Below are 24,166 nucleotides of genomic sequence, written 5' to 3'. Positions count from 1 at the left end.
TCATAACGGGTAATTACATGTTATCAACTTATTTAGAAAGGGATTATAGGTATGAAAGAGAAAAAGATTACCAAAGTGTTTTGGTTTGCGTTGGTTATTTGTACATTATTTGTAATCTACGGCGCAATTTTACCGAAACAACTTGAATCAGGGACACAACTAATTACAACTTTCATCGCTAAATACTTTACTTGGTATTATTTGATTTTATTATTAGTGATATTGATTGTATGTATTTACTTACTCTTCTCACGTTATTCAAATATTACACTGGGAGAAGAAGGAGAAGATCCAGAGTTTTCATTGCAATCTTGGTTTGCGATGTTATTTAGTGCAGGTATGGGTATCGGTTTAGTATTCTGGACAACAGCTGAACCTATCAGTCATGCATTTACTCAGACGCCGATACATAAAGCAGGGACACAAGCAGCCATTGATGATGCGATGCAGTTTGCGTTCTTCCACTGGGGCGTTCATGCTTGGGCCGTTTACGGTATTGTTGCATTAGTATTCGCTTATTTCAGTTTCCATCGCGGTTATCCAGGTTTAGTGAGTGCGACATTAGTTCCATTATTAGGTGAAAAACGCATGAATGGTCCATTAGGCGGCATCATTGATGTATTAGCGATTATTGCGACAGTCACAGGTGTCGCAGCAACACTTGGATTTGGTGCATTACAAATTAACGAAGGATTAAATTATTTATTTAAAGTACCATCTAACTTCGGTATGCAAGTTGTTATTGTTATTATTGCGACATTCTTATTTACATGGAGTGCATGGTCAGGTATCGATAAAGGGATTAAGACGTTAAGTAATATTAATATGATTTTAGCGTTTATCGTATTAATTGTCTTATTCGCAGTCGGACCTACGTTATTTACTTTAAATAATTTCACAAACTCATTAGGTAATTATATTTACAATTTCTTTGGGATGAGTTTACGCATTCCGCAAAACGGCGGAGAAAAATTCCAATGGATGCAGAATTGGACAGTTTTCTATTGGGCTTGGTGGATTTCATGGGCACCATTTGTAGGAATCTTTATAGCTCGAGTATCGCGTGGTCGTACGATTAAAGAATTTATTTTAGGTGTCTTATTCGTACCAGCGTTAGTTTGTTTCTTCTTCTTCGCAGTATTCGGATCAGCTGCAATCTATTTACAGAAAAATGGTATTGCTGATATTGCGAAAGAAGCGACAGAAACAGCAACGTTCGCAACCTTACAACATTATCCATTAGGATTTATCTTGAGTTTATTGTCACTCGTTGTCATCATGATTTTCTTCGTCACTTCAGCAGACTCAGCGACATATGTATTGGGTATGTTAAGTGCGAGAGGCAGTATCCAACCCGCTTCAGCAATTAAAGTATCTTGGGGCGTCATTTTAGCACTATTCGCGTTAATTATGATTTATACAGGTGGAACGCAAGCGATTCAAAACTTATTAATTATCGCAGCACTGCCATTCTCTATCGTCATTATCTTAATGATGTGGTCGTTATTTAGAGCATTAGGCGAAGAGAAACCACGTTATCAACAACAACGCTATAAACATACGGAAGTATTATCACGAAAAAGCAATAAGGAAAATTTGAATAACGATTAATATAAAAGAAAGCATAAGTTGCTATAACAAAGATCGGCAAACTTATGCTTTTGTTTTTTTAATAAAAATAAATGTGTTTTTTATTTAACAAGTGTGGGTAATTAGATACTAACGCTACAAACATTGATATGAGGAGGTGCAGCACCGTGAGAAGATTGAAGAATTTCATCTTAGGATTAATCATTGTGGTCGTTGTCGGTATGTTAGTCTTTATGCTCGCTAAAGTGCCGCAAATTCCACAAGTTGAAACTTACCAACAGCAATTACTGACATTTGCATGGTTCTTACCAGTACTCTTTACGTTGGCAGGACTCTTAATTGTGTTAGGTATTATTTTGGTGTTCAGCTTATTTGCGCCGACACATCGCAAGCCGGGACTTTATAAATTTTATAAAGATGGTCATATTTACATTTCAAGAAAATCAATTGAAAAAGTTGTTTATGACACGATGGCTAATTACGAGCAGTTGATGCAACCGAATGTTGTTACGAAGTGCTACAGTAAAAAGAAAAAGTCTTACATAGATGTAAAAGCAGACTTCTTTTTACCAGATGATACACATGCACGTACTTTAACAGAAAATGTCAGAACAGATATTAAGAAGAACGTAGAATATTTCACAGAAATCCCTGTAAGGAAATTAGAGGTTAATGTGAAAGATCAAAAAAGTCCATCAAGTCCAAGAGTACTATAAAGGAGGGAGAACCAGATGCCAAACGAAAATAATCAACAACCAAATGATTCAACACAACACGTGGTGAATTTTATTAAAAGTTATATTGGTAGAATCGTCGGATTTTTAGTGTTTTTAGTTATCGCAATCTTATTCTTAACACTCGGCTTTTGGAAAACCATCCTGATTATCGTGTTGTGTTTGATTGGAATAGGTATTGGGTATATTAAAGACCGTAAGCAACAATTTCTCAACTTTTTAAATCGGTGGAGTTAATTTATAATTTGAAAATTAGTTTATGGGTATTGACGAAAAATAATCTATTTGAAAAGGAGAATTTACTATGGCAGTAGATAACAATAAAGCAAAACAAGCATATGACCAAGAAACTGGAGTGAATAAAGTGGAGCAGCAACAACAAGAAAACCAACAAAATCAACAACCGAAATTCCAAAATAAATTAACATTTGCAGATGAAGTCATTGAAAAAATCTCAGGTATTGCTGCACGTGAAGTCAACGGTATCTTATCATTAAAAGGAAACTTTGTTGATAGTATCAGCAATCAATTCTCAAACACTGAAAATGTAACACAAGGTGTTTCAGTAGAAGTAGGCGAAAAACAAACTGCAGTAGACTTAAAAGTTGTTTTAGAATATGGTGAATCAGCACCAAAAATCTTCAACAAAGTAACTGAGTTAATTAAAGAACAAGTGAAATATATGACTGGTTTACATGTAGTAGAAGTAAACATGCGTGTTGAAGATGTTATGACTCGTAAAGAGTTTGAACAAAAACAAAAAAATAATCAAGAGCAACAAAAAAACCAAGATAAAGGTTTACAATAATTCAGCGTTGAATCTTGATTGTGCATCATAAATATGAAAGAGGACGGATTTGAAGATAAACTTCAAAATACCGTCCTCTTTTTGATGCATTTTTTATTCTGTTGCTAAAGGATTTTGAACTTTTACATACGTATAGTCATGAGCTTCATCTTCTAAGCGCATAGTCGTTACGCATTTATAATCAATTGTTTCAGCAAAGAAAGTTTGTTTAATATCTGCTAAACGTTCTTTGTCAATTGTATGATCTGCTTGCATTTGATTGAATTTCTTTTGTGTAATCTGTTTAACGATGTTCCATAATTTATTTTCTGCTATTACGCTTTCTTGTGAGTGTTGTGCGATTGTTAAAATTAATTCTCCAAGATGATTCTGTATGGTAGAATAGAAAGCTTTATTAAATACAGATGCAGATTTACTAGTTAGAATGCGTGATTTTTCATGGAAATGACCTGTTGAGAAACCACTGTCGTTGAGTTGTTGTTCATCAATACGCAATCCTTCATAGTCACGAATGAACATATGATTTAAACTGCCATCTTCATTAAATGATGCGACCGCGTTTTGTAAATGTGCTTCTAAGGCAATGCCATATTTCACCATTAATGGAATGACAATATCGACTAATGCTTGTGCATACTCTGCAAGCCAAGCTTCTGAAGCAGTTTCAAAAGATGTTGCTTGCTTCGCATTTTGATAACGTTCAATCAACGTATTAATTACCGCAATTTCAGCGTTAGGATTACTTGTTACTAGGCTTGATGGGATGATATTAATGGTATCTGGTGCTGTTAAATGATACACATTTTCTCTTAATAATGAACCAAGCTGTTCACTGCGTTCTGTTTGATAATCACCTTGATCTTGCTTGTGATAAAAATGAATGCCCGCAAGTTCAGGAATTCCAGAAGCTTGGATACCTTCAAATAAAGGATCTTCTGTCAATATTTGGTTAACAATATGTGTGACAAGCGGACCATTAAAGGTTGTCTGTTCTGACAAAGTACGAATTTCACCTGTTATATGCACGTTAGTAGAAAGTTTAACGTGTGGTGTTGTTTCGGGCCATTTCGGCATCAAGGTTCTAAATGACAGACCTGCATAATATGATGTTTCGTAAGGAATTGTTTTGATTTGGCCTGCATTCAGTTCTTGTGCATAGTCGCGCTCCAAGATATCGTTGTATTGCCAAGGATGCAATACAATAATGCTGTATTGATTCTGCTCATCTGAAGGGATTGCTTGGTTAAAGGCACTTTGTAAACCTTCGAAATTTTTAAAGAGCGTTTCATTATATGTATGCTCAAGTGTTTGGGTACGTACGAGGTCATTGTGTACCGCAATCCATTTTAATGCTATTGGTTGTTGGAACTCAGATGAATATTGGATGTTTTCTTGTGGTGTTAAGCCTTTGCGTAATTTAGCGCCTGGGTGAAGCGGGTGACCTTCGATAACAGCTTGTTCAGAACGTAAATAACTATCTGATGCTTGTGCGATAATATCGAACATTGCACGCGTATCATCTTTCAAAGTAATATGTTGAAAGCTGAGTGCTAGTGCCATATTTGCTGCACTGTTCATCATATCATCGCTGAACTGATCACTCGCTGGCCCTTTGAATTTTGGTGCTTCAGTTAAAATCACTTCTAATACTTCTTCTGGATGCATAATACGTCTTTGTGTATCAGGCTGATCCATTTCTGTGAAATAGAATGGGCCATCCATATCAATGCAATCAAAAGCATGAAAACCTGATATCGGCGCATAAAGCGTAAGCCTTGATGTCGGCCAATCCATTTTCATTGCTTTTCCAGTTTTTGATGTTAACTCAAAAGGTAAATCAGCAATATTTATAATTTGTGCTTGTCGGCCTTGATTGACCATATTTTCTCGATAAATTGAAACGACTAAACGTTTCGTAATCAAGTCTCTTGCAGTTAGTAAAATAGCTTTAAATTGCTCAGCCCATTGTGGATGGGATGCAGAAAGGTAATCGTAAGCCGATTGTTCTTCTGCTGTAAGCTTTAAAGGTTGTTCATTTGTTTGTTGTAATATATTTTCCATAATACACCTCTTATTTAATTATTTTACAAAACAACTAAAGATTTGTATAATCCATCATATCGGTAATGATAATCATTATCAATTAAAAAGACAGGTGGAATACAAAATGGCAAAATATTTTTTCCCAAGTTCATTCCTACTGTTTTTGGGGAATTGGATCGGACAAATCGCATTGAATTGGTATGTATACGAGCAATATCACAATGCATTTTATTTAGGATTGGTGAATTTCGTCAGACTGATACCAATCTTATTTCTAAGTATCTGGGCAGGGGCTTTAGCCGATAAATTCGATAGAGGGAGATTAATTCGAATCACTGTCACAGGTTCTACAACTTTAACAGCAATCTTATGTTTGCTGAGCTTTGAATACAGGGAATTACCTATATATATTATTTTGATTTATGCTTGCTTAAGGGGCATACTTAATGCTGTAGAAACACCTGTCAGACAGGCAATTTTACCTGATTTATCTGATAGGCTCAGTACAGTCAAAGCAGTATCGTACCATTCGTTTATTATTAATATTTGTCGATCAATCGGACCAGCGATTGCAGGAGGTATTATTGCGGTGTTGAATGTAAAATATGCATTCTTAGCACAAACTTTAGTTTACATAGGTGCTATGCTTTTATGTTTGCCGCTTCATTTTAAAATCGCTTCAACTTCTGATGAAGAAGGGGCTGCACGCTTTTCTGCGACGGTCGTCAAAGATTACTTTAAAACGCATGGACAAGGACTCCATATCTTTATTACGTCATTGTTGATCATGGCCACTGGCTTCTCTTATACCACTTTATTACCGGTGCTAACCAGTTTGAATTTTCCTGGCCAGGCTTCGGTCTTTGGTATCGCAATGACTTTTAGTGCTATTGGTGGTATTACCGCAACGTTATTACTGCCGCAGATACTGAAATTGTTTTATTCAATTAATGTATATTATTTAAGTTCTATCCTGTTCGGTATTGCATTACTGATGGTTGTGATGCCGAATACAATATTACTGTTCGGCTTTATCTTTTTAATTGGTTTATTCAGTCAATGTGCGAGAACTACGAATCGTGTGTATTTCCAAACGCATATTGAACCTGAAAGACGAGGCAGAATTTTAAGTATTGTTATGATGGATCGCGGCATGATTCCATTAGGTGCAGTTATCATGAGTGCGTTAACAGAACTCATAGGTATTGTACCGACCTTCATTACAATGGGGCTTAGTACGTTAATCATTGCGGCGCTCTTTTATGGGATGAAAGAACTGAAGAATAGAGGAAGTGTAATATGAAACAAACAACATTACAACAAGCAGATATCAATATGCAGCATCGTGTGTTCAACGCCATGATCAAAGAGCATATTTTTAACGAAGGGACACGTATTACGAAACAAAATCATCGATTAGAAGTTCAATATCAAGGCAAAGTTCTATCAGTTAACATCAATGGTGAATATGCCTTTGCCCGCTATCAAATGGAAGGACCGCTTGAATTGCAAGTGGGTGATAAACAACAAACGATAGCTTCTTTAGAAGAATTAATTGAAATTCTAGAAGAAGATTTTGAAGTAGCCTTTCCAACACGTTTAAAACAAGAGTTGATTCATAGTCGGCGCGGCTTTGACTTAACTTATGCACAAATGGAGAAACGTCATCAGCTCATTCAAGATAGTATGAAATTTTCAAGAATGCCCGTCAGTTTGAACTATTTTGCTTGGATGTCGCATATGAATGCATTAGGTGAGATGGACGATTTACTATATTCAGAGAGTTTAGTCGTCGAAGGGCATCCAACCCATCCATTATCTAAAACTAAGCTGCCATTGACGAACGAAGAAGTGATGCGTTTTGCGCCAGAGTTTGAACAAATCATCCCTTTAAAAGTGATGTTGCTTAGAAAAGAAGATGCAGTTATAACAAGCGCGTCTTCAGATCCTGATTTTATGTTGAATGAGGTCTTAAAAGAAGAAAAAGCACAGTTGAAAGATTATGCGAAAGCACTTGGTTATGATATTGAAGATTTTGAAATTGTCATTATACATCCATGGCAATATGAACATGTCATTGTTGAACAATTTAAAACTTGGATACAAGAGCAGCGTTTAATTCCAACACCTATCACTTTGAAATCAAAAGCAACTTTATCATTTCGAACAATGGCGTTATTAGAACGTCCGTATCATATTAAGTTGCCAGTTCAAGTTCAAGCAACGAGTGCCATTCGCACAGTTTCTTCTGTGACGACAGTAGATGGTCCAAAATTAAGTTATGATTTACAAGATATGTTGAATGTTTTTCCACAACTTAAAGTTGCAAGAGAACCTTTCGGCTTACATGCGGCGATTGAACCAGACCAAGCACGACAATTAGCCTATATCGTCAGAGAACGTCCAATGATTGACGGCGAAGGTGTGACTGTAGTAACCGCAAGTTTAGTAAATCAAAATCCAGTGGATGATATGAAAGTGGTGGACAGTTACTTAGAATGGGTCGATCGAGAGATTTCAGCACAATCCATCAAACATTTTATGACAGTCTATGCGCATACATTGATTCCGCCATTAATTGCGTATATCCAAGAATATGGTATTGCGATAGAAGCACATATGCAAAATACCATTGTTAAACTTGGAAAAGACTACAAAATGGCTTTTATGGTCAGAGATTTAGGCGGTTCTCGTATTGATTTAGAGACATTGCAAGAGAAAATACCAGGTGTCAAAGTTGAAAATAAAAGTTTAATCGCTGAAGATATTGAAGCGGTGATAGCGAAGTTTCAACATGCGGTCATTCAAAATCAAATGGGTGAATTAATTTATCATCTAAGTCAGCATGAAGGTGTCACTGAACAAGCATTATTTGATATTGTTCAAGAAATTACTCGTCATGCGATTGATCCGAATAAACCTCATGCGAACGTATTAAACGAAATTCTCTTTGGACCGACGATTACAGTGAAGTCTTTACTACGAATGCGCATGGAAGGCAAAGTTAAAAAATATGTAAATACCATTTTAGACAACCCGATAAAAGAAGGAGAGTGAACCGCATGGCTTATGTAGAAATAGATTTAGCCAAAATTCAATTCAATGCATTGATGTTGAAAGAGAAACTGGCGCAAAGAAATTTAGAAATGATGCCAGTGATTAAATGTATCGCTGGAGATAAGTTTATTGTTGAATCCTTAAAAACACTTGGCTTTGACCAGATGGGCGACGCACGCATGATAAACATCGACCAAATTCATGATGGGGCACTCTCTTATATGTTGATTCGTACACCTAACCGCAGTGAGCTTGAAGATTGTATAGAGAAAACAGAAATTAGTATACAAACAGATCTTGAAACGATTCGATTATTGAATGAAACCGCAAAATCTATCGGTAAAAAACATAAAATATTATTGATGGTTGATTGGAAAGATAGTCGTGAGGGTGTGTTAACGTATGATGTTGCTAAGTACATAGAAGAAATTATGTATATGTCTCACATTTGTTTAGCAGGTCTAGCGTTTAATTTTATGTGCTTTTTAGATATTCCGCCGACTGAAGAAGATATTTTACGCATCAATCAATTTGTCCAAGCGATTGAAAAAGAAACAGGTTATACTCTAAAAATGATTTCAGGCGGCAACTCAAGTGCTTTACCATTGCTGGATTATTGTACCTTCGGCAGAATTAATCATTTGAGAATCGGAGAATCATTGTTTCGAGGCATCAGTACGGTAGACCAAAAGCCGATTCATTATCTTTTCCAAAATGCGATTACTTTAAAAGCAGAAATTATAGAAGTTAAACCAAGGATAGATATTAAACACGACCGTTCTTATTTACAAGCAATTTTAGATATCGGTCATATTGACACAGTCATCGGAGATATTACACCATTAAATGATCAAGTGAAAATTATGGGTGCGACAAGTGATCATCTTATGATTGATTTACAAAATACTGATTACTATCAAACAGGAGATATGATTGAGTTCACTTTAGGTTATAATGCTTTAGCACAAAGTATGTATCAAAAAACACTGAAACATGTGTACATCAGAGACGCAGGTGTTCAGATTTTAGTGGATCATTTTGAAGTCAATCATGACCATGTCCAAATTAATCCCTGATAGACATAAGCAAAAAGATTGACAATATTGTAAACCGAACAAATCTTGTTCGGTTTTTTGTATATAAATGATAAAATGATGTTGACATTGAGAATCGTTATCAATAAAATAAAAAGTAAGATGATTGCTTGAGCGATAAATGGGATATATCTAAATGGATGGTTGTATACGGATACAATCGTCATACATAACTTGGCAAGAGAAAGAAAACTGACTGAGTTGACCGACCAGCTACATTTCATTTGTTGCCTCATAGAGCATCTAACAATATGAAGGAGTGGAAGCATGAATAAATTAAAGTTTCTTGGTATTCTTATGTTAGTACTTGCTTTGACTGTCGTTGCAGCTTGCGGCAATAACAGCAAAGATAGTTCAAAAGAGTCTGATAGTAAATCTTCAGATGATACAATCGCTGTAAAAAATGAAGCGGGCACAACGAAAGTGAAAAAAGATGCGAAACGTGTCGTTGCTTTAGAATATTCATTCGTTGATGCTTTAGCTGCATTAGATGTGAAACCTGTAGGGGTTGCGGATGATAATAAAAAAGACCGTATTATTAAACCTATCCGTGAGAAAATCGGAGATTATGAATCAGTTGGTACACGTAAACAACCAAACTTAGAAGTCATCAGTAAAGAAAAACCTGACTTGATTATTGCAGATGCACAACGTCATAAAGGTATTTATAAAGAATTAAATAAAATCGCGCCAACGATCTTATTACCAAGCTTTGATGGAGATTACGATGCTAACATCGAATCATTCAAAACAATCGCAAAAGCCTTGAATAAAGAAAAAGAAGGCGAAAAACGTTTAGACGAACATAACAAGAAAATGGACAAATACTCAAAAGAAATTACTTTAGATAAAGACTTATCTGCTTTACCTGCTGTTTTAACAAAAACAGATATTATGGCACACTCAGATAAATCTTATGTCGGTCAAGTGTTCCATCAATTAGGCTTTAAAGAAGCATTAAACAAAGACGTATCTAAAGATTTACCTAAATACTTAGATGGTCCATACTTGAAAATGAGTACAGAACAAATTGCGAAAGTAAATCCAAAACAAATGTTCATCATGATTGATGAAAAAGACAAACCATTATTAGAAAAACAACAAAATGACAAAGTATGGCAAACAATCGATGCAGTTAAAAACAAACGCGTTTATACTGTAGATCGTAGTACTTGGTCTCGTTCTCGTGGTTTAATTTCATCAGAAGAAATTGCGAAAGAGTTAGTAGAACTATCTAAAGAACAAAACAACAAATAAGCGATTAAGATGATTAGAAGGGTGAAAGGCTATGACAAACCAATCTAGCCACAGCCTTATTGAAAAGAAACAAAGAAAACGCACCACACTCCTTTTTATCGGGAGTGTGTGCTTTCTTTTTATCGTAATGTATTTCAATTTGACTGTTGGCACAACACATATGAAGTTCAAAGATATTGCAGATTATTTAATATGGCATCATGATACTAAAAATACATTTATTATACATAATATCCGTATGCCTCGAATGGCAGGCGGGCTATTGATTGGTGCAGCTTTAGCAGTTGCTGGTTTATTTATGCAAGCGATGACACGTAACCCATTGGCATCTCCGCAAATTTTCGGTGTGAATGCTGGAGCATCATTTATTATTGTTGTGATTACAGTCATCTTCCCAGTACTGACTTCTATTTCAACATTACTTGCCTTTATCGGTGCATTTATCGGCGGCAGTATAGTTTATATGCTGTCTGATTCAACGAAAGGTATGACACCTGTCAAATTAGCTTTAGCTGGTATGACAGTTCACTTGTTCTTTACGAGTTTGACACAAGGCATCATTTTATTAAACGAAGATTCTACGACTACTGTTTATTTCTGGTTGGTCGGAACACTTTCAACATTAAAATGGGGCGATGTGTTATCTATCACTCCATGGATTATTGGTGCGTTCATCGGCGCATTATTTATGGCGCGTCAAATTTCAGTGTTAGAACTTGGAGATGAATTAGCACGAGGTTTAGGTCAAAATATTAAATTAACACGCTTATTATTAGGGGTATTAGTCGTGATTTTAGCAGGGGCATCAGTCTCCATTGCTGGACCAATCGGATTTATCGGTTTGATTGTACCGCACATTGTAAAATATTATACTTCTCATAATTACTTTGTGATTATACCGTTGACGATGATTTTCGGTGCTGCCATTTTATTATTATCAGATGTTATCAGTCGTTTAATTGCGTTTCCGTTTGAAACACCAGTCGGCATTGTGACATCCTTCGTCGGCGCGGTCTACTTCTTAGGCTTGACATTGAGAGGAGTGAAACGAGTATGACAAGACATTTAGGACGTAAATATTTAATTGTTATTGCGATATTGCTTGTTGTTTCTATCTTCTCGTTGTGTGTCGGTGCCGTATTTGTCAATCCGCTTCAAGCCCTCAAAGGTTGGATTATGCAAGATGACTTCATCGTCAATGAATATCGAGAACCCAGACTCTATGTCGGTTTATTAGTCGGAAGCAGTTTAGCAATTTCAGGTGCAGTGATTCAAGGTGTTGTACGAAATCCATTAGCGTCACCAGATGTTATCGGGATTACGAAAGGTGCCAGTCTTGCAGCTGTTGCAGTCTTGATTCTCTTCCCGAAAGCACCGATTTATGTATTACCAGTTGCTTCATTTATCGGAGCATTAGTGATTAGTTTACTATTATCTTATTTAATCGCACGTAAAGAAGTACAAGGTTCAAACTTAGCGTTAATCGGTTTAGCTATCGGTGCGATTTGTATGGCGATTGTACAATACTTACTCATTCGCTTCCCATTAGAAGCTAACTTGGCTTTAGTATGGTTAACAGGTAGTTTATTTGGACGTTCAATGGATCATGTGATTTCAATCTTACCGTGGTTTATTGTCACAGTTCCGTTAATTTTATTCTTTGCACAACGATTGGACATTATTCATTTAGGTGATCAAGTAGCGACAGCGCTTGGTACGAGAGTCCGCTCAGTTAAAATGGTGATGTTGATACTGGCTGTTATGCTTGCTGGTTCTTCAATCGCAGTCGTCGGTGGACTCAGTTTCTTAGGACTTATCGCTCCGCATATTGCACGTTCGATTGTGGGACATAAACATATTCATATTATTATGATGTCTGGTCTCGTTGGTGCGATATTAATTATCGTCAGTGATACACTAGCACGTGGTATTCATCCGCCGTTAGATATACCGGTCGGTGTGATTATCGCGATTGTCGGTGCACCATACTTTATTTATGTTTTACGCAAAATGTAATAGGGAAATAGACAACTGTCTCTTACTAAATTAGGAGGCAGTTTTTTTATGGGGAAAGTTAGGTGTCATAGAATTTGAAGATGTTAAATTTATACAAATTTATGTATAAGTATAAAAATTCTTATTGCTTAACCATTACATTACGCTTATAATGTATTGTAATGAGAGGGAGAGACTATGGAAAAATATACAAAATCAGAAATCTTCAAGGGACGTTTAAAGTTCATTATTATGTCATTGCTCGGTATTATGTTGTTCTTAGTACCCGTGCCAGTGACGCAAGACGGAAAGCAACAAACGACATTAATGGTAGCATTTTTAGCAGGTTGGCTGAAAGACGTATTAGGGCCAGCAATGCCGTATTTAATTTTGATTGTAATTACTATTTCAGGCATTTTGACTTTATGTTGTTCTACTTTTTTAAAGAAGCGCTTAAAGTCTGATGGGTTATTGAATAATACGTTTAATGTGACACCGATTTGGTTGGTTGTCAGATTATTAGCGGTAGTGTTTGCATGGATGACATTTTTACATATTGGTACAAAAGTGATTTATTCAGACGATACTGGAAATTTAATATTTTCTAGTTTATTGCCGACGTTATTCTCAGTGTTCCTTTTTGCAGCACTCTTTTTACCGTTGCTCATGGAATTCGGTTTATTAGAAATGTTAGGACCGATTTTCAGACCAGTAATGCGACCATTATTTACTTTGCCTGGTCGTTCTACAGTGGATAACCTTGCATCATTTATTGGTGATGGTACAGTCGGGGTTATTATTACAAGTAAACAATATGATCAAGGGTTTTATTCTAGACGTGAAGCTACTGTCATTTCTACAACATTCAGTGTTGTTTCATTAACATTTGCGATTGTAGTCGCAGAGACAGTAGGGATGCAGAATCATTTCTTCTATTTCTACTTAACAGTTATTGTTTCTTGTTTGGTAGCTGCGGTGATAATGCCAAGAATTTGGCCGTTACGCAGTGTGCCAGAAGAATATGCGGTTGAAAATAGTGAATACGCGAAAGATGAATCTAAACCAGAAGGTGTATCAGCGTTCAAACATGGTTTTGATCTCGCGACTGAAAAAGGTATTAAGTCACCAGGTATTTTACAATTCTTTAAATCAGGTTTAGTTACAGTTGCAGATATGTGGTTCGCGATTTTACCAGTGGTTATGGCAATCGGAACAATTGCAACGATTGTCGCAACATATACACCTGTCTTTGAGATTATCGGTAAACCTTTTGTACCGCTACTTGAACTCTTACATATTCCTGAGGCACAACGTGCATCTGAAACGATGTTAATCGGATTTGCGGATATGTTCTTACCTTCAATTTTAATTGATGGTGTGAAGAGTCAAATTACTTTATTTGTCGTAGGTGCTTTGAGTATTTCACAATTAATTTACTTATCAGAAGTAGGTGGGGTTATCTTAGGTTCTAAGATTCCTGTCAGCGTTTGGAAATTATTTGTGATTTTCTTACTCAGAACAATTATTGTATTACCAATTATTGCATTAATGGCACATTTATACTTCTAAATAGAAAAGCTGAGTCAAGCAGTTCACTGCTGCAAGACTCAGCTTTTTTCTTATTAATCTAATGTTCCTAATGATGATAACACACGAGATTTTACTACAGTGTTACTGATAACAGGAGATTCTGATGATGCATTTTTCTCTGATTGCTTAGGGCGTTGATGTGCTTGTTTAAAGGCATCACTATTTTTCCAGTTTTCGAAATCATCTTGAGACGCCCACCATGTTGAAACGTGCATGAACTCAGTATCTTTTTGATCATCTTCCACTAAAGAAACTTCAACGCGGTGAAATCCTGGCATTTCTTCTAATTGCGGATTAGAAGTGAAACGATCTGCCATCTTTTCAGCAAAGCCTTTTTTTACTTCAATTTGGTTTGTGACAATATACAACACTATCATCCTTTCAAAATTATTGTTAATCTTCTTTACCCGATTTTTAGTAAGTTCATTGAGTGTAGTTATGAGTATTTTGATTATAAAACATGTGGTACAATATTTAAAAAGAAAAAGAAGAATCTGATTTAATAGGGGAAAAGTGAATGAAGAAAAAAGAAGTCAGTATGGCCGAACTGTTTTTTGATTTGGTCTTTGTCTATGTCCTTTCGACGATTAATATCACAGTAGAACATATCTCTAGTTCATTAGTTGATTTAGAAAGTCTTGGCAAAAACTTTATGTTGTTTTTAGTGTTTTTCTCAATATGGATTTATCATACTTTGCTGGTCAATCGATTTTTTGAACAGAAATGGTATCAATATGTCTTTAATTTTGTATCTATCTAAAGCAATCAATGGTAATTTCCAAGAAACGTTTGTCGCATTTGCGTCGACAACTACATTGATTTTCATTAGTATAATCATCCAGTATGTTTTGAGTTATAAACTTGTTGATCATTCCATTAATGCGCGTTTCTTAAAAGTTTATGTTTCTGGTCTCGTATTAACTGTAATGTTTTCGGTAATTGGTTTATTATTGCCTAAAGGTATTAATTTCTGGGTGTACTTTATCGGTATTGTCATTTCAGCAACCTTCCCTGTATTCTTTACGAACGCTTCTAAAGAAAACCCAGTTATCTTTAAACATTTAACAGAGCGACTTAGTTTATTTATGATTTTATTGTTTGGGGAAGGGATTGTTCAAATTGTCAATAATATGGAACTCTCACAATTTAAAGCGCTAGATGCAGTTTATTTCTTAATGGTTATTAGTTTATTTGTGATTTATACGTTCCATTACAAAGGCAGTCTGGATCAGGAGAAAGATGAAGCAACAGGCTTTTTAACAATGTTCTTGCATTTATTTATTATTTATTCCGCAAACTTTATTTTCTTGATTATGAACAAAGGCTTATCAGATCATCCTTTAAGTTTTGCGGAAGGTATTGGTTATACCGTCGCATTTTGTGTGTTCTTATTCGGTGTATTCTTTGACACGATTTTACATAGGAATATCACAAAGAAAAAAGGGCTATATATTGGGATTATATTAGTCACAACCGTCATTGGTTTCGTTATTCCGAATATCCACTTGATAACAGTGGTTCAGATTATAGGTATTATTGTACTATGCAGTATGTATTATATTGAAAATAAAGATATATTAACAGATTAAGTTAGACAGAGTGTAATCATAAAAAACCTTCCACTTCAAACTTAGAAGCGGAAGGTTTTAGTTTATGCTTTTTCATTTCATTTATTTTGTGAGTTCATTATAGACTTTCTTGTCGTTGAAAGTGAAGATGATGTATTCGTGATCATCAGTATCAATAATAACGCGGTTAGTTTTACCAAATGTAGAACCAATACGAGATACCTCTCTGCCATCGTCTTCTGGTACCGCATGGATATCTTGATCTTCTCTAATATTTTTAATATCTGCTGTTGGGATCTTGATGTCTGCTACTCTCCATTGGATACGAACTTCGTCATTATTTTTCTTTACTGTCATTGCCATTATGGAACACATCCTTTAATTATTTTTTGTATTGCTATCATACACTATTTAGAAAACGTTTTCAAGCAATGTGAGATACTTTTTTATAAATGTGTCATACTAATTAAAAAACCGAACATACAGTCCGAAAATATGTTCGTGTTTATAAAGAAATTGTGATAAAATAAAACAACCAGAAAGGAGTATAGAGATGACAGGGAAAACACATTTATCATGCGGGTTTCTCATTGGAACACTCGCCATCAATTATTATCATCCCGATTTATTCACTTCTATCACCACTGTAGTCTTAGCAGGGGCTGGAAGCTTATTGCCTGATATTTGTCATGCGCAAAGTAAAATCGGCCGTCGTTTTAAATTTTTAAGTTTGATTGTTCGTCTTTTGTTCGGTCATCGAACATTTACACATTCAATTTTATTTACGCTACTTGTGGCGTTGCTGTTATCTACTATACATACACCGCCTGTATATATGACAGCAATTGTCGGCGGAATGATTTCTCATATCGTATTGGACATGTTGACTCCGAGAGGTGTTAAGTTATTATATCCATTTCCATTATCAGTTAAACTGCCGGTGCAATTTAAAACAGGTGGAATGGTGGATTTATCACTTGCCACTGCATTTACTTTTGGCGGAACATATGTTATATTCCGCGAAGTCATCAATCAATGGTTCATGCATTGGTTTCATATGAATATATGAATGTGCGACAAATAGTTGTCGCTATAATTAAAGAAGATTTTAAGAACCTCTGCTTTTTCAAAGTGGGGGTTCAAGCTTGAAAAATTGATTTGTGATATAATTCAAGAATATTGAAGGGTTTATGTTGGCCAAATACATATTTTGAGGCAGAACCCTTAGTAATCGCGGAGAAACTTAAGGAGAGGTATCATGTTAGATAAGAATAAATTAGAGAAATTCAATCAGCAACATTTGTTAGAATTGGAGAAATTAATGAGTTCCAACGAAAAAGAAAATATTGCTTCTAAATTACAATCATTAGACTTATCTGCAATTTTAGATTTGTATGAATCACTTTATGTAGAGCAATCACAAAATAAAACTGAAGAAGTATCTGAAGCGACTGAAGTTAAATATAGAGTGCGCAAAGATTATTCAACAGAAGAATTAAATGACTTTTATGCTCAAGGTATCGATGCGATTAAGAAGGGTGAATTTGCGGTTGTCTTAATGGCAGGCGGCCAAGGTACACGCCTTGGTTATGATGGTCCGAAAGGTTCGTTTGAAATTGAAGGTGTCAGCTTATTCGAATTACAAGCAAGACAGCTTTTAAAATTAGAAAAAGAAACCGGACGTACAATTGACTGGTATATTATGACGAGCGATATCAATGATGAAGCAACGCAGGACTTCTTTAAACAACAAAACTATTTTGGTTATAACCCTGACTATATCCATTTCTTCAAACAAGACAATATTGTCGCTTTAAATGAAAAAGGTGAGATTGTCTTAACAGAAAATGCTGAAGTGATGGAAACGCCAAACGGAAATGGCGGTGTATTTAAAGCGTTAGATGCATATGGTTATTTAGATAAGATGGAAGAAGACGGCGTGAAGTTTATCTTTATGAATAATATTGATAATGTATTAGCACGTGTACTGGATCCAGTTTTTGCAGGATTTACTGCACAAGCTAATCGTGACATCAGTACGAAATCTATCCAACCTAAACAAGGTGAAAGTGTTGGACGTTTAGTCAATATTGATTGCAAAGATAGTGTACTTGAATACTCAGAGCTTGGAGATTCAGATGTAGATGCATTCCAAAATGCAAATATCGGTATTCATGCGTTCAAACTTGCATTTATCAAATCAGCAGTTAATCGTGAGTTGCCATATCATTTAGCAATCAAACAATTGAATCAATTAGATGAGGATTTCAATGTGGTAAAAGCACCAGCGTTGAAATTTGAACTATTCTATTTTGATATCTTTAAATACGCGACAAGTTTTATTACATTGCAAGTTCCTAGAGAAGAAGAGTTTTCACCTTTAAAAAATCGTGAAGGTAAAGACAGTGTAGAAACTGCAACACAAGATTTAAAACGCTTAAATCTTATTTAATTGTAAAGGTGGAGTCCTAGTTGAAACAGACTTCAAATACACATAATGAACATGGTCTCAATCGTTTTAAAGATATTATTCCATTATCATTCGGTGAAGAAATCGGTAATGCGGTTTCTCATGGGGCAGCGGCTTTTGTAACATTAATTGTGTTGCCTTATGCTGCAGTCCATAGTTATATTCATGACGGTACGATGGCATCTGTCAGTGTGTCAATTTATGTTATCAGTATTTTCTTAATGCTGATTTCATCCACTATCTATCACGTGATGCAAAATAACTCACCGCATAAATACATTTTGCGCATTATCGATCATAGTATGATTTATATAGCAATCTCTGGTACATACACACCAGTATCATTAGTCGTAGTCGGCGGATGGTTCGGCTGGATTATTATGATATTGCTATGGGGGATTACGATTTGGGGCATATTGTATAAAGCAATTGCTGAAAATGTTAATCCTAAACTTAGTTTGTTCATGTATTTAATCATGGGTTGGGTCGGTATTTTATACCTTCCTATTATTTGGAAAGAAGCATCATGGCAATTTATGTTGTTTATTTTGCTTGGCGGTATTGCTTATACCGTTGGCGCATGGTTCTATGCGCAAAAGGATCGTCCTTATTTCCATATGATTTGGCATATCTTTATTGTGATCGCATCAGTATGTCATTTCATCGGTATTTTATATTTTATGTAGGGGGAGAGGCTAAGGCTCTTGGTAAACAGAAGCCTTGACCTCTTTCTTATTTGAGAAAAGAAAGAGGTGTCAAAGTGTGAAAATGGATTTGAAGTCAATCGGTGTGGTTACCGCATTGATTTTAATTATGTTTATGGCAGCAATCGAAACATCTATTATTTCCTTAGCGTTGCCGACAATTAAAACAGATTTAAACGTGACCAGCGCCATTTCACTTGTGTTCTCAATTTACTTTATTGCGTTAGTGATTGTGAATCCGTTAGTAGGGGAGCTGCTTTCACGTTTTAAACTCATACATGTAACAATTGGAGGACTGTTATTGTTCAGCGTCGGCAGTTTGATGTCTGGATTAAGCAGTACATTTACTTTATTGATTATCTCACGCTTTATCCAAGGTTTAGGTTCAGGTGTCATGATGGTACTCAGTCAGATTGTGCCGAAACTTGCTTTTGAGATTCCATTACGTTATAAAATCATGGGAATTGTCGGCAGTGTATGGGGAATTTCTAGTATTATCGGGCCCTTACTGGGTGGCGCAATCTTGGAATTTGCGACATGGCATTGGTTATTCTTTATTAATATCCCAATTGCTGTGATTGCAGGAGTGCTTGCATTTATAACTTTTATATTTGATGAAGAACAAGTCTCAAGCGGAGAAGCGTTCGATCAAAAAGGTCTATTTTACTTCTATTTAGTACTTATCTTTATATTAGGTGCGATTACCACACCGTTATCAATATGGGTCAAAAGTATTATGATTGTAGTTGGTATTGTATTTGCGTATAAACTCATCAAAGTTGAGAAACAGGTATCGACACCATTTTTACCTATTGAAGAATTCAATCGCCGCATCACTATTATTTTTATTACAGATTTTATTTATGCGATGATTTTAATGGGCTATAACTTATATATGCCGATTTACTTGCAAGAAGAAATTGGATTATCTCCACTTCAAAGTGGCTTTGTTGTCTTTCCAATCTCAGCGGCTTGGTTGTTGATTAACTTCAATTTACATAGAATTGAAGCGGGATTAACACGGAAAGCGTTGTACCTTGTCGCATTCACCTCATTACTACTGTGTAGTTTGATTGTCTTTGTGACACACGCAGCACCGATTTTATTAGCAGCAACATTAATGTTGGCAGGTGCAAGTTTTGGTATTGTTTATACAAAGGATAGTGTGATTGTACAAGAAGAGACGTCACCGAGAGAGATGAAGCGAATGATGTCATTTTATTCTCTTTCTAAGAACTTAGGAAATTCTATTGGTTCCACAATCATGGGTGGTATGTATGCATTACCTTTTGTTGTTGGAGGCGCAAGAATTTTAAATAACGTGGTTTTGATTATCATCTTTATTTTGATGTTGTTCATAGTATGGATGGTATTTTACCGAAACCAAATTCAAAATGATTGATTTGGTATCCCGCTAAAATGCGGGATATTTTTAATTTAGAGCTTAAATCATATTGTGTTATTATACGGGTGTATAAAGAAAGTGCGAAAGGAGTGAGGAAGACTTGAAATTCAATATATTTAATTTAGTATCAACATTCATTGTGCTATTAGTGTTTGTGATTTCCGGTGCGATATTCCTCACACTTTTAGGCTTTGTATTATTTGGTTTAAGTCGTTTGCTTATTTTTTGGCATCTAGGGTATTTCGGATATAACAAAGGTTTCTATCAAAACTTATTTTACTATGGCAGCTATATTGTATTAGGTTACTTTACAATGTTTTTAGTGGAATATCTTATGGATTATTTCAAAAAGAAATTACCGCAAAGTCCTTATTTTCATGGTGAAATCTTTCATTTAATTTCATACTCTGTGACAACGGTAATGTTCTATTTTGTGGTCCATATTCATTATGCTTATATCAACATTGATTTTTGGGTGATTATGTTGATTATGGCTTTCTTCTATGTGTGTAAAGAAGTCTTTTATCCTGATAGTGAAGACTTGAATAGAAATAAGTGACCTGCATGAGCAATTAGTTTGCTTTGCTAACTATTTTTGGTGCATTATATTATGGTAAGTTTATAAAGGAGTGTTTATATCTATGCCAGAGCAGGCTACTATTTCTAAGCAAAAAAGAAATTTGATTGTAACAGTTATGATCACGAGCGCATTCATTGCGATATTAAACCAAACGCTACTTAACACTGCACTGCCTGCTATTATGCGTAGTTTCAACATTGGTGAAAATACTTCCCAATGGTTAGTAACGGGCTTTATGTTAGTTAACGGTGTTATGATTCCTTTAACTGCCTTCTTAATGGATAAAATCAAAACCAGACCGTTATATTTAGCTTCAATGGGAATCTTTTTAATTGGTACCATTTTAGCGGCAATTGCACCGAACTTCGGTGTATTAATGACTGCACGTGTCATTCAAGCTATGGGTGCAGGAATTATTATGCCGTTGATGCAATTCACTTTATTTACACTTTTCCCTAAAAATGAACGCGGCTTCGCAATGGGGTTAGCTGGTCTGGTTATTTCTTTTGCGCCAGCCATTGGACCAACAGTATCAGGTTTGATTATTGATATTTCAAGTTGGCGTACACCTTTCATCGCAGTAGCTGTGATTGCATTAATTGGATATATCTTCGGAGCAATCAGTATTAAAAGCTTCAATGAACCTAAAGATATTACATTAGATATGAAATCTGTTATTTATTCAACAATCGGATTCGGTGTAATGTTGTTAGCATTCAGTAGTGCGGGTTCTTCAGGCTTTAACAGCTGGACATTCTACGTACCGTTTATTGCCAGTCTATTTGTGATTTGGGTGTTTGTGAAACGTCAATTAACAATTGAGAATCCAATCTTGAACTTGCGTGTCTTCAAAAATAAAACATTCACGCTATCAGCAATTTGTTCAATGATCGTTATGACATCAATGATTGGTCCAGCGCTACTAATTCCAATTTATGTACAAAATGCGATGGGCTTATCAGCTTTCTTGTCAGGTATCGTGATTTTACCTGGTGCGATTGTCAATGGTGTGATGTCCATTTACACTGGTAAGTTCTATGATAAATATGGTGTAAGACCATTAGTAATTATCGGCTTTACAATGTTGACTGTATTTACCGGAGTTTTAGCATTCTTAAAAGTAGATACACCGTTCTGGTATCTTGTCTTAATTTATGCGTTAAGAATGTTCTCGGTTTCTTTACTAGCAATGCCGCTTAATACAGCAGGTGTCAATGCATTACCGAATAAAGATATTTCACACGGAACTGCAATTATGAACTTCGCGCGTATGATGGCATCATCAATTGGTACAGCGATTATGGTTGCGTTAATGACATTAGGTACAAGAACATTTGCGCCAGCTCCACATGAAGCAGCAACAAAAGAATTATTACATCGCGAAGCAATTACTCGTGGTGTAGATTTATCATTCGGTGTAGTGACTATTATTGTATTGATTGGTTTCATTATCGGCTTGTTCATTAGAGACAGAGTAAAAGGCGAAACTAAAAGACAAATGAATGCGCGTAAAATTTAAAGTTGAATCAAATTTAATTATAAAACCAGTGAAGCAATATACAGATTGTTTTACTGGTTTTTATTACGTTTAAAAGGAAAGGTTAACTTCTTCGGATTATTCGTTACCACTTATACATTAAGTTTGTTAAAATAATAAGAGTAAACATTAATTTATATTTGGGGTGACGTACTTTGTTAACAGTTGAACAAGTCAACGAACTAGTGGGGAATCTGAAAGATCCTATTTTAGATGTACCATTTAAAGATACAGGTGGTATTGTTAATATCACGATTAAAGAAGAAATTGAACATGTCAGTGTCAAAATTGCGATGGCAAAATTAGGTGGAAAGCCTCAATTAGACTTGCAAATGGCAATTGTTGAAACATTAAAAGAAAACGGAGCAAACACAGTTGGTATTCGTTTTGAAGAATTAGATCCTGAAACAGCTGCTAAATTTACAGGCGATGATCCAGCAGAGGACCAACCACAAACAATTGAAGGTTTACTTTCAAAAGGTAATCCGGTTGAGTTTATTGCGATTGCATCTGGTAAAGGCGGCGTAGGTAAATCTACTGTAGCAGTTAACCTTGCTGTAGCATTAGCACGTGAAGGTAAAAAGGTCGGTTTAATCGACGCAGACATTTATGGTTTCAGTGTACCGGATATGATGGGAATCGATAACAAACCAGGCATTGAAGGTAAATCAGTAAAACCAGTTGAACGTCATGGCGTAAAAGTAATGTCTATGGCATTCTTCGTTGAAGAGAATGCTCCAGTTATTTGGCGTGGTCCAATGTTAGGTAAGATGTTGACGAACTTCTTTACAGACGTAAAATGGGGAGATCTTGATTACTTACTATTAGACTTACCACCAGGTACAGGTGATGTGGCATTGGATGTACATACAATGTTGCCATCAAGTAAAGAAATTATCGTAACAACACCGCATCCTACTGCAGCATTTGTTGCAGCACGTGCAGGAGCAATGGCAAAACACACTGAACATTCTATTTTAGGTGTGATTGAAAATATGTCTTATTTCGAAAGCAAAGAAACAGGAAATAAAGAATATATCTTTGGTAAAGATGGCGGTAAAAAATTAGCAGATGAACTTAATGCTGATTTATTAGGTCAATTACCATTAGCGCAACCAACATGGGATCCTAAAGATTTTTCACCTTCTATTTATCAACCAGATGATCAACTTGGTGAAATATATCAACAAATTGCGCAAAAAGTTATCACTAAAACAATGAAAAAATAAGAACGCTAAATAAAACGCAGGCTTTTTTAAAAAAAATCTGCGTTTTTCTCTTGCGTTTTTCTGAAATCCTGTTAGAATATATTTTTGTGAGCGAGAAAAACAAGTTAAATAAAGCACTTTAAAAACCTGAAAAAAGTTATTGACTTAACACTTTGAAGGTGCTAAGATAATAAAGTCGCTAAAAAAGCGAAGCGTTATCGAGAGTGTAAAACTTACTCTTGCATGAATGAATAAAACATTTTAAAATTGTAAAAGTAATGTTAATTAATTGTTGACTTCGAAAACACGAAGTGCTATAATAAATAACGTTACTGAAAAAATGAACATTGAAAACTGAATGACAATATGTCAACGTTAATTCCAAATTAACAAACGTCTTAAGGACGTTTTAAAACAATTAGTTTTTATGAGCTAGTCAAACATCATAAATTATTATGGAGAGTTTGATCCTGGCTCAGGATGAACGCTGGCGGCGTGCCTAATACACGCAAGTCGAGCGAACAGA

General features: G+C 35.5%; 21 protein-coding genes, 1 rRNA gene and 1 pseudogene. 20 read left to right on the top strand and 3 right to left on the bottom strand.

Annotation, left to right across the window (positions count from 1 at the left end; translation table 11 throughout):
- Positions 1–51: 51 nt before the first annotated feature.
- From BU038_RS08010 to BU038_RS07995, 4 genes are all read left to right on the top strand, one after another.
- On the top strand, positions 52–1,611 hold the full coding sequence (locus BU038_RS08010) for a BCCT family transporter (RefSeq protein ID WP_107605579.1): 1,560 nt from the start codon (positions 52–54) through the stop codon (positions 1,609–1,611).
- 146 nt (positions 1,612–1,757) lie between these two features.
- Entirely contained in the window at positions 1,758–2,306 is a 549-nt protein-coding gene (amaP, locus tag BU038_RS08005) for an alkaline shock response membrane anchor protein AmaP (protein WP_002479521.1), read from the top strand.
- Positions 2,307–2,321: 15 nt separating this feature from the next.
- Positions 2,322–2,561, top strand: a complete 240-nt coding sequence (locus tag BU038_RS08000; protein WP_002479520.1) for a DUF2273 domain-containing protein — start codon at positions 2,322–2,324, stop codon at positions 2,559–2,561.
- 67 nt (positions 2,562–2,628) lie between these two features.
- Entirely contained in the window at positions 2,629–3,132 is a 504-nt protein-coding gene (locus tag BU038_RS07995) for an Asp23/Gls24 family envelope stress response protein (protein WP_107605578.1), read from the top strand.
- A 93-nt stretch (positions 3,133–3,225) separates the two neighbouring features.
- Here BU038_RS07995 and BU038_RS07990 read toward each other — a convergent pair whose 3' ends face one another.
- Complete coding sequence (locus BU038_RS07990) at positions 3,226–5,193, bottom strand: IucA/IucC family protein (RefSeq protein ID WP_107605577.1); 1,968 nt, start codon at positions 5,191–5,193, stop codon at positions 3,226–3,228.
- 106 nt (positions 5,194–5,299) lie between these two features.
- On the opposite strand from BU038_RS07990, the gene BU038_RS07985 reads away from it, so the two are divergent.
- From BU038_RS07985 to BU038_RS07955, 7 genes are all read left to right on the top strand, one after another.
- Positions 5,300–6,478, top strand: coding sequence for an MFS transporter (locus BU038_RS07985; RefSeq protein ID WP_107605576.1), 1,179 nt, complete (start codon positions 5,300–5,302; stop codon positions 6,476–6,478).
- Positions 6,475–8,232, top strand: a complete 1,758-nt coding sequence (locus BU038_RS07980) for an IucA/IucC family protein (RefSeq protein WP_107605575.1) — start codon at positions 6,475–6,477, stop codon at positions 8,230–8,232. The genes BU038_RS07985 and BU038_RS07980 overlap by 4 nt, the downstream gene beginning before the upstream one ends.
- Before the next feature lie 5 nt (positions 8,233–8,237).
- Positions 8,238–9,308: an alanine racemase gene (locus BU038_RS07975; RefSeq protein ID WP_107605574.1), complete on the top strand. Its 1,071-nt coding sequence runs from the start codon at positions 8,238–8,240 to the stop codon at positions 9,306–9,308.
- Between the two features lie 285 nt (positions 9,309–9,593).
- Positions 9,594–10,583: an ABC transporter substrate-binding protein gene (locus BU038_RS07970; protein ID WP_107605573.1), complete on the top strand. Its 990-nt coding sequence runs from the start codon at positions 9,594–9,596 to the stop codon at positions 10,581–10,583.
- 31 nt (positions 10,584–10,614) lie between these two features.
- Complete coding sequence (locus BU038_RS07965; RefSeq protein WP_083309986.1) at positions 10,615–11,640, top strand: FecCD family ABC transporter permease; 1,026 nt, start codon at positions 10,615–10,617, stop codon at positions 11,638–11,640.
- Complete coding sequence (locus BU038_RS07960) at positions 11,637–12,599, top strand: FecCD family ABC transporter permease (RefSeq protein WP_107605572.1); 963 nt, start codon at positions 11,637–11,639, stop codon at positions 12,597–12,599. The genes BU038_RS07965 and BU038_RS07960 overlap by 4 nt, the downstream gene beginning before the upstream one ends.
- Before the next feature lie 177 nt (positions 12,600–12,776).
- Positions 12,777–14,147 carry a YjiH family protein gene (locus BU038_RS07955; RefSeq protein ID WP_107605571.1) on the top strand — a complete coding sequence of 457 codons (1,371 nt, stop codon included), beginning with the start codon at positions 12,777–12,779 and terminating at the stop codon, positions 14,145–14,147.
- A gap of 53 nt (positions 14,148–14,200) precedes the next feature.
- Here the strand turns inward: BU038_RS07955 and BU038_RS07950 are convergent, their stop codons facing one another.
- Complete coding sequence (locus BU038_RS07950; RefSeq protein WP_107605570.1) at positions 14,201–14,536, bottom strand: heme oxygenase; 336 nt, start codon at positions 14,534–14,536, stop codon at positions 14,201–14,203.
- 149 nt (positions 14,537–14,685) lie between these two features.
- Between BU038_RS07950 and BU038_RS07945 the strand changes: the two are divergent.
- A pseudogene (locus tag BU038_RS07945) lies at positions 14,686–15,757 on the top strand (low temperature requirement protein A).
- Positions 15,758–15,838: 81 nt separating this feature from the next.
- Here the strand turns inward: BU038_RS07945 and BU038_RS07940 are convergent.
- Entirely contained in the window at positions 15,839–16,099 is a 261-nt protein-coding gene (locus tag BU038_RS07940) for a hypothetical protein (RefSeq protein WP_002479508.1), read from the bottom strand.
- Between the two features lie 190 nt (positions 16,100–16,289).
- On the opposite strand from BU038_RS07940, the gene BU038_RS07935 reads away from it, so the two are divergent.
- The 8 genes from BU038_RS07935 to BU038_RS07900 form a co-directional block, all read left to right on the top strand.
- Positions 16,290–16,805 carry a metal-dependent hydrolase gene (locus BU038_RS07935; protein ID WP_107605569.1) on the top strand — a complete coding sequence of 172 codons (516 nt, stop codon included), beginning with the start codon at positions 16,290–16,292 and terminating at the stop codon, positions 16,803–16,805.
- 189 nt (positions 16,806–16,994) lie between these two features.
- Entirely contained in the window at positions 16,995–18,188 is a 1,194-nt protein-coding gene (locus tag BU038_RS07930) for a UTP--glucose-1-phosphate uridylyltransferase (protein ID WP_107605568.1), read from the top strand.
- Positions 18,189–18,208: 20 nt separating this feature from the next.
- Positions 18,209–18,892, top strand: a complete 684-nt coding sequence (gene trhA / locus BU038_RS07925; RefSeq protein ID WP_107605567.1) for a PAQR family membrane homeostasis protein TrhA — start codon at positions 18,209–18,211, stop codon at positions 18,890–18,892.
- Between the two features lie 82 nt (positions 18,893–18,974).
- Entirely contained in the window at positions 18,975–20,312 is a 1,338-nt protein-coding gene (gene sdrM, locus BU038_RS07920; protein ID WP_107605580.1) for a multidrug efflux MFS transporter SdrM, read from the top strand.
- A gap of 103 nt (positions 20,313–20,415) precedes the next feature.
- Positions 20,416–20,874, top strand: a complete 459-nt coding sequence (locus BU038_RS07915) for a SepA family multidrug efflux transporter (protein ID WP_107605566.1) — start codon at positions 20,416–20,418, stop codon at positions 20,872–20,874.
- Between the two features lie 82 nt (positions 20,875–20,956).
- Positions 20,957–22,414 carry an MDR family MFS transporter gene (locus BU038_RS07910; RefSeq protein ID WP_107605565.1) on the top strand — a complete coding sequence of 486 codons (1,458 nt, stop codon included), beginning with the start codon at positions 20,957–20,959 and terminating at the stop codon, positions 22,412–22,414.
- 173 nt (positions 22,415–22,587) lie between these two features.
- A complete protein-coding gene (locus BU038_RS07905; RefSeq protein WP_107605564.1) occupies positions 22,588–23,661 on the top strand; it encodes an Mrp/NBP35 family ATP-binding protein in 1,074 nt (357 codons plus the stop codon).
- A 431-nt stretch (positions 23,662–24,092) separates the two neighbouring features.
- Positions 24,093–24,166: ribosomal RNA gene (locus BU038_RS07900) — 16S ribosomal RNA — on the top strand; the annotation flags it as partial.

Origin of the sequence: Staphylococcus simulans (assembly GCF_003043455.1) — a bacterium.
Taxonomy (GTDB): domain Bacteria; phylum Bacillota; class Bacilli; order Staphylococcales; family Staphylococcaceae; genus Staphylococcus; species Staphylococcus simulans_A.
The sequence above is the reverse complement of the archived record's forward strand: the minus strand, read 5'-3'. Positions and strand labels throughout refer to the sequence as shown.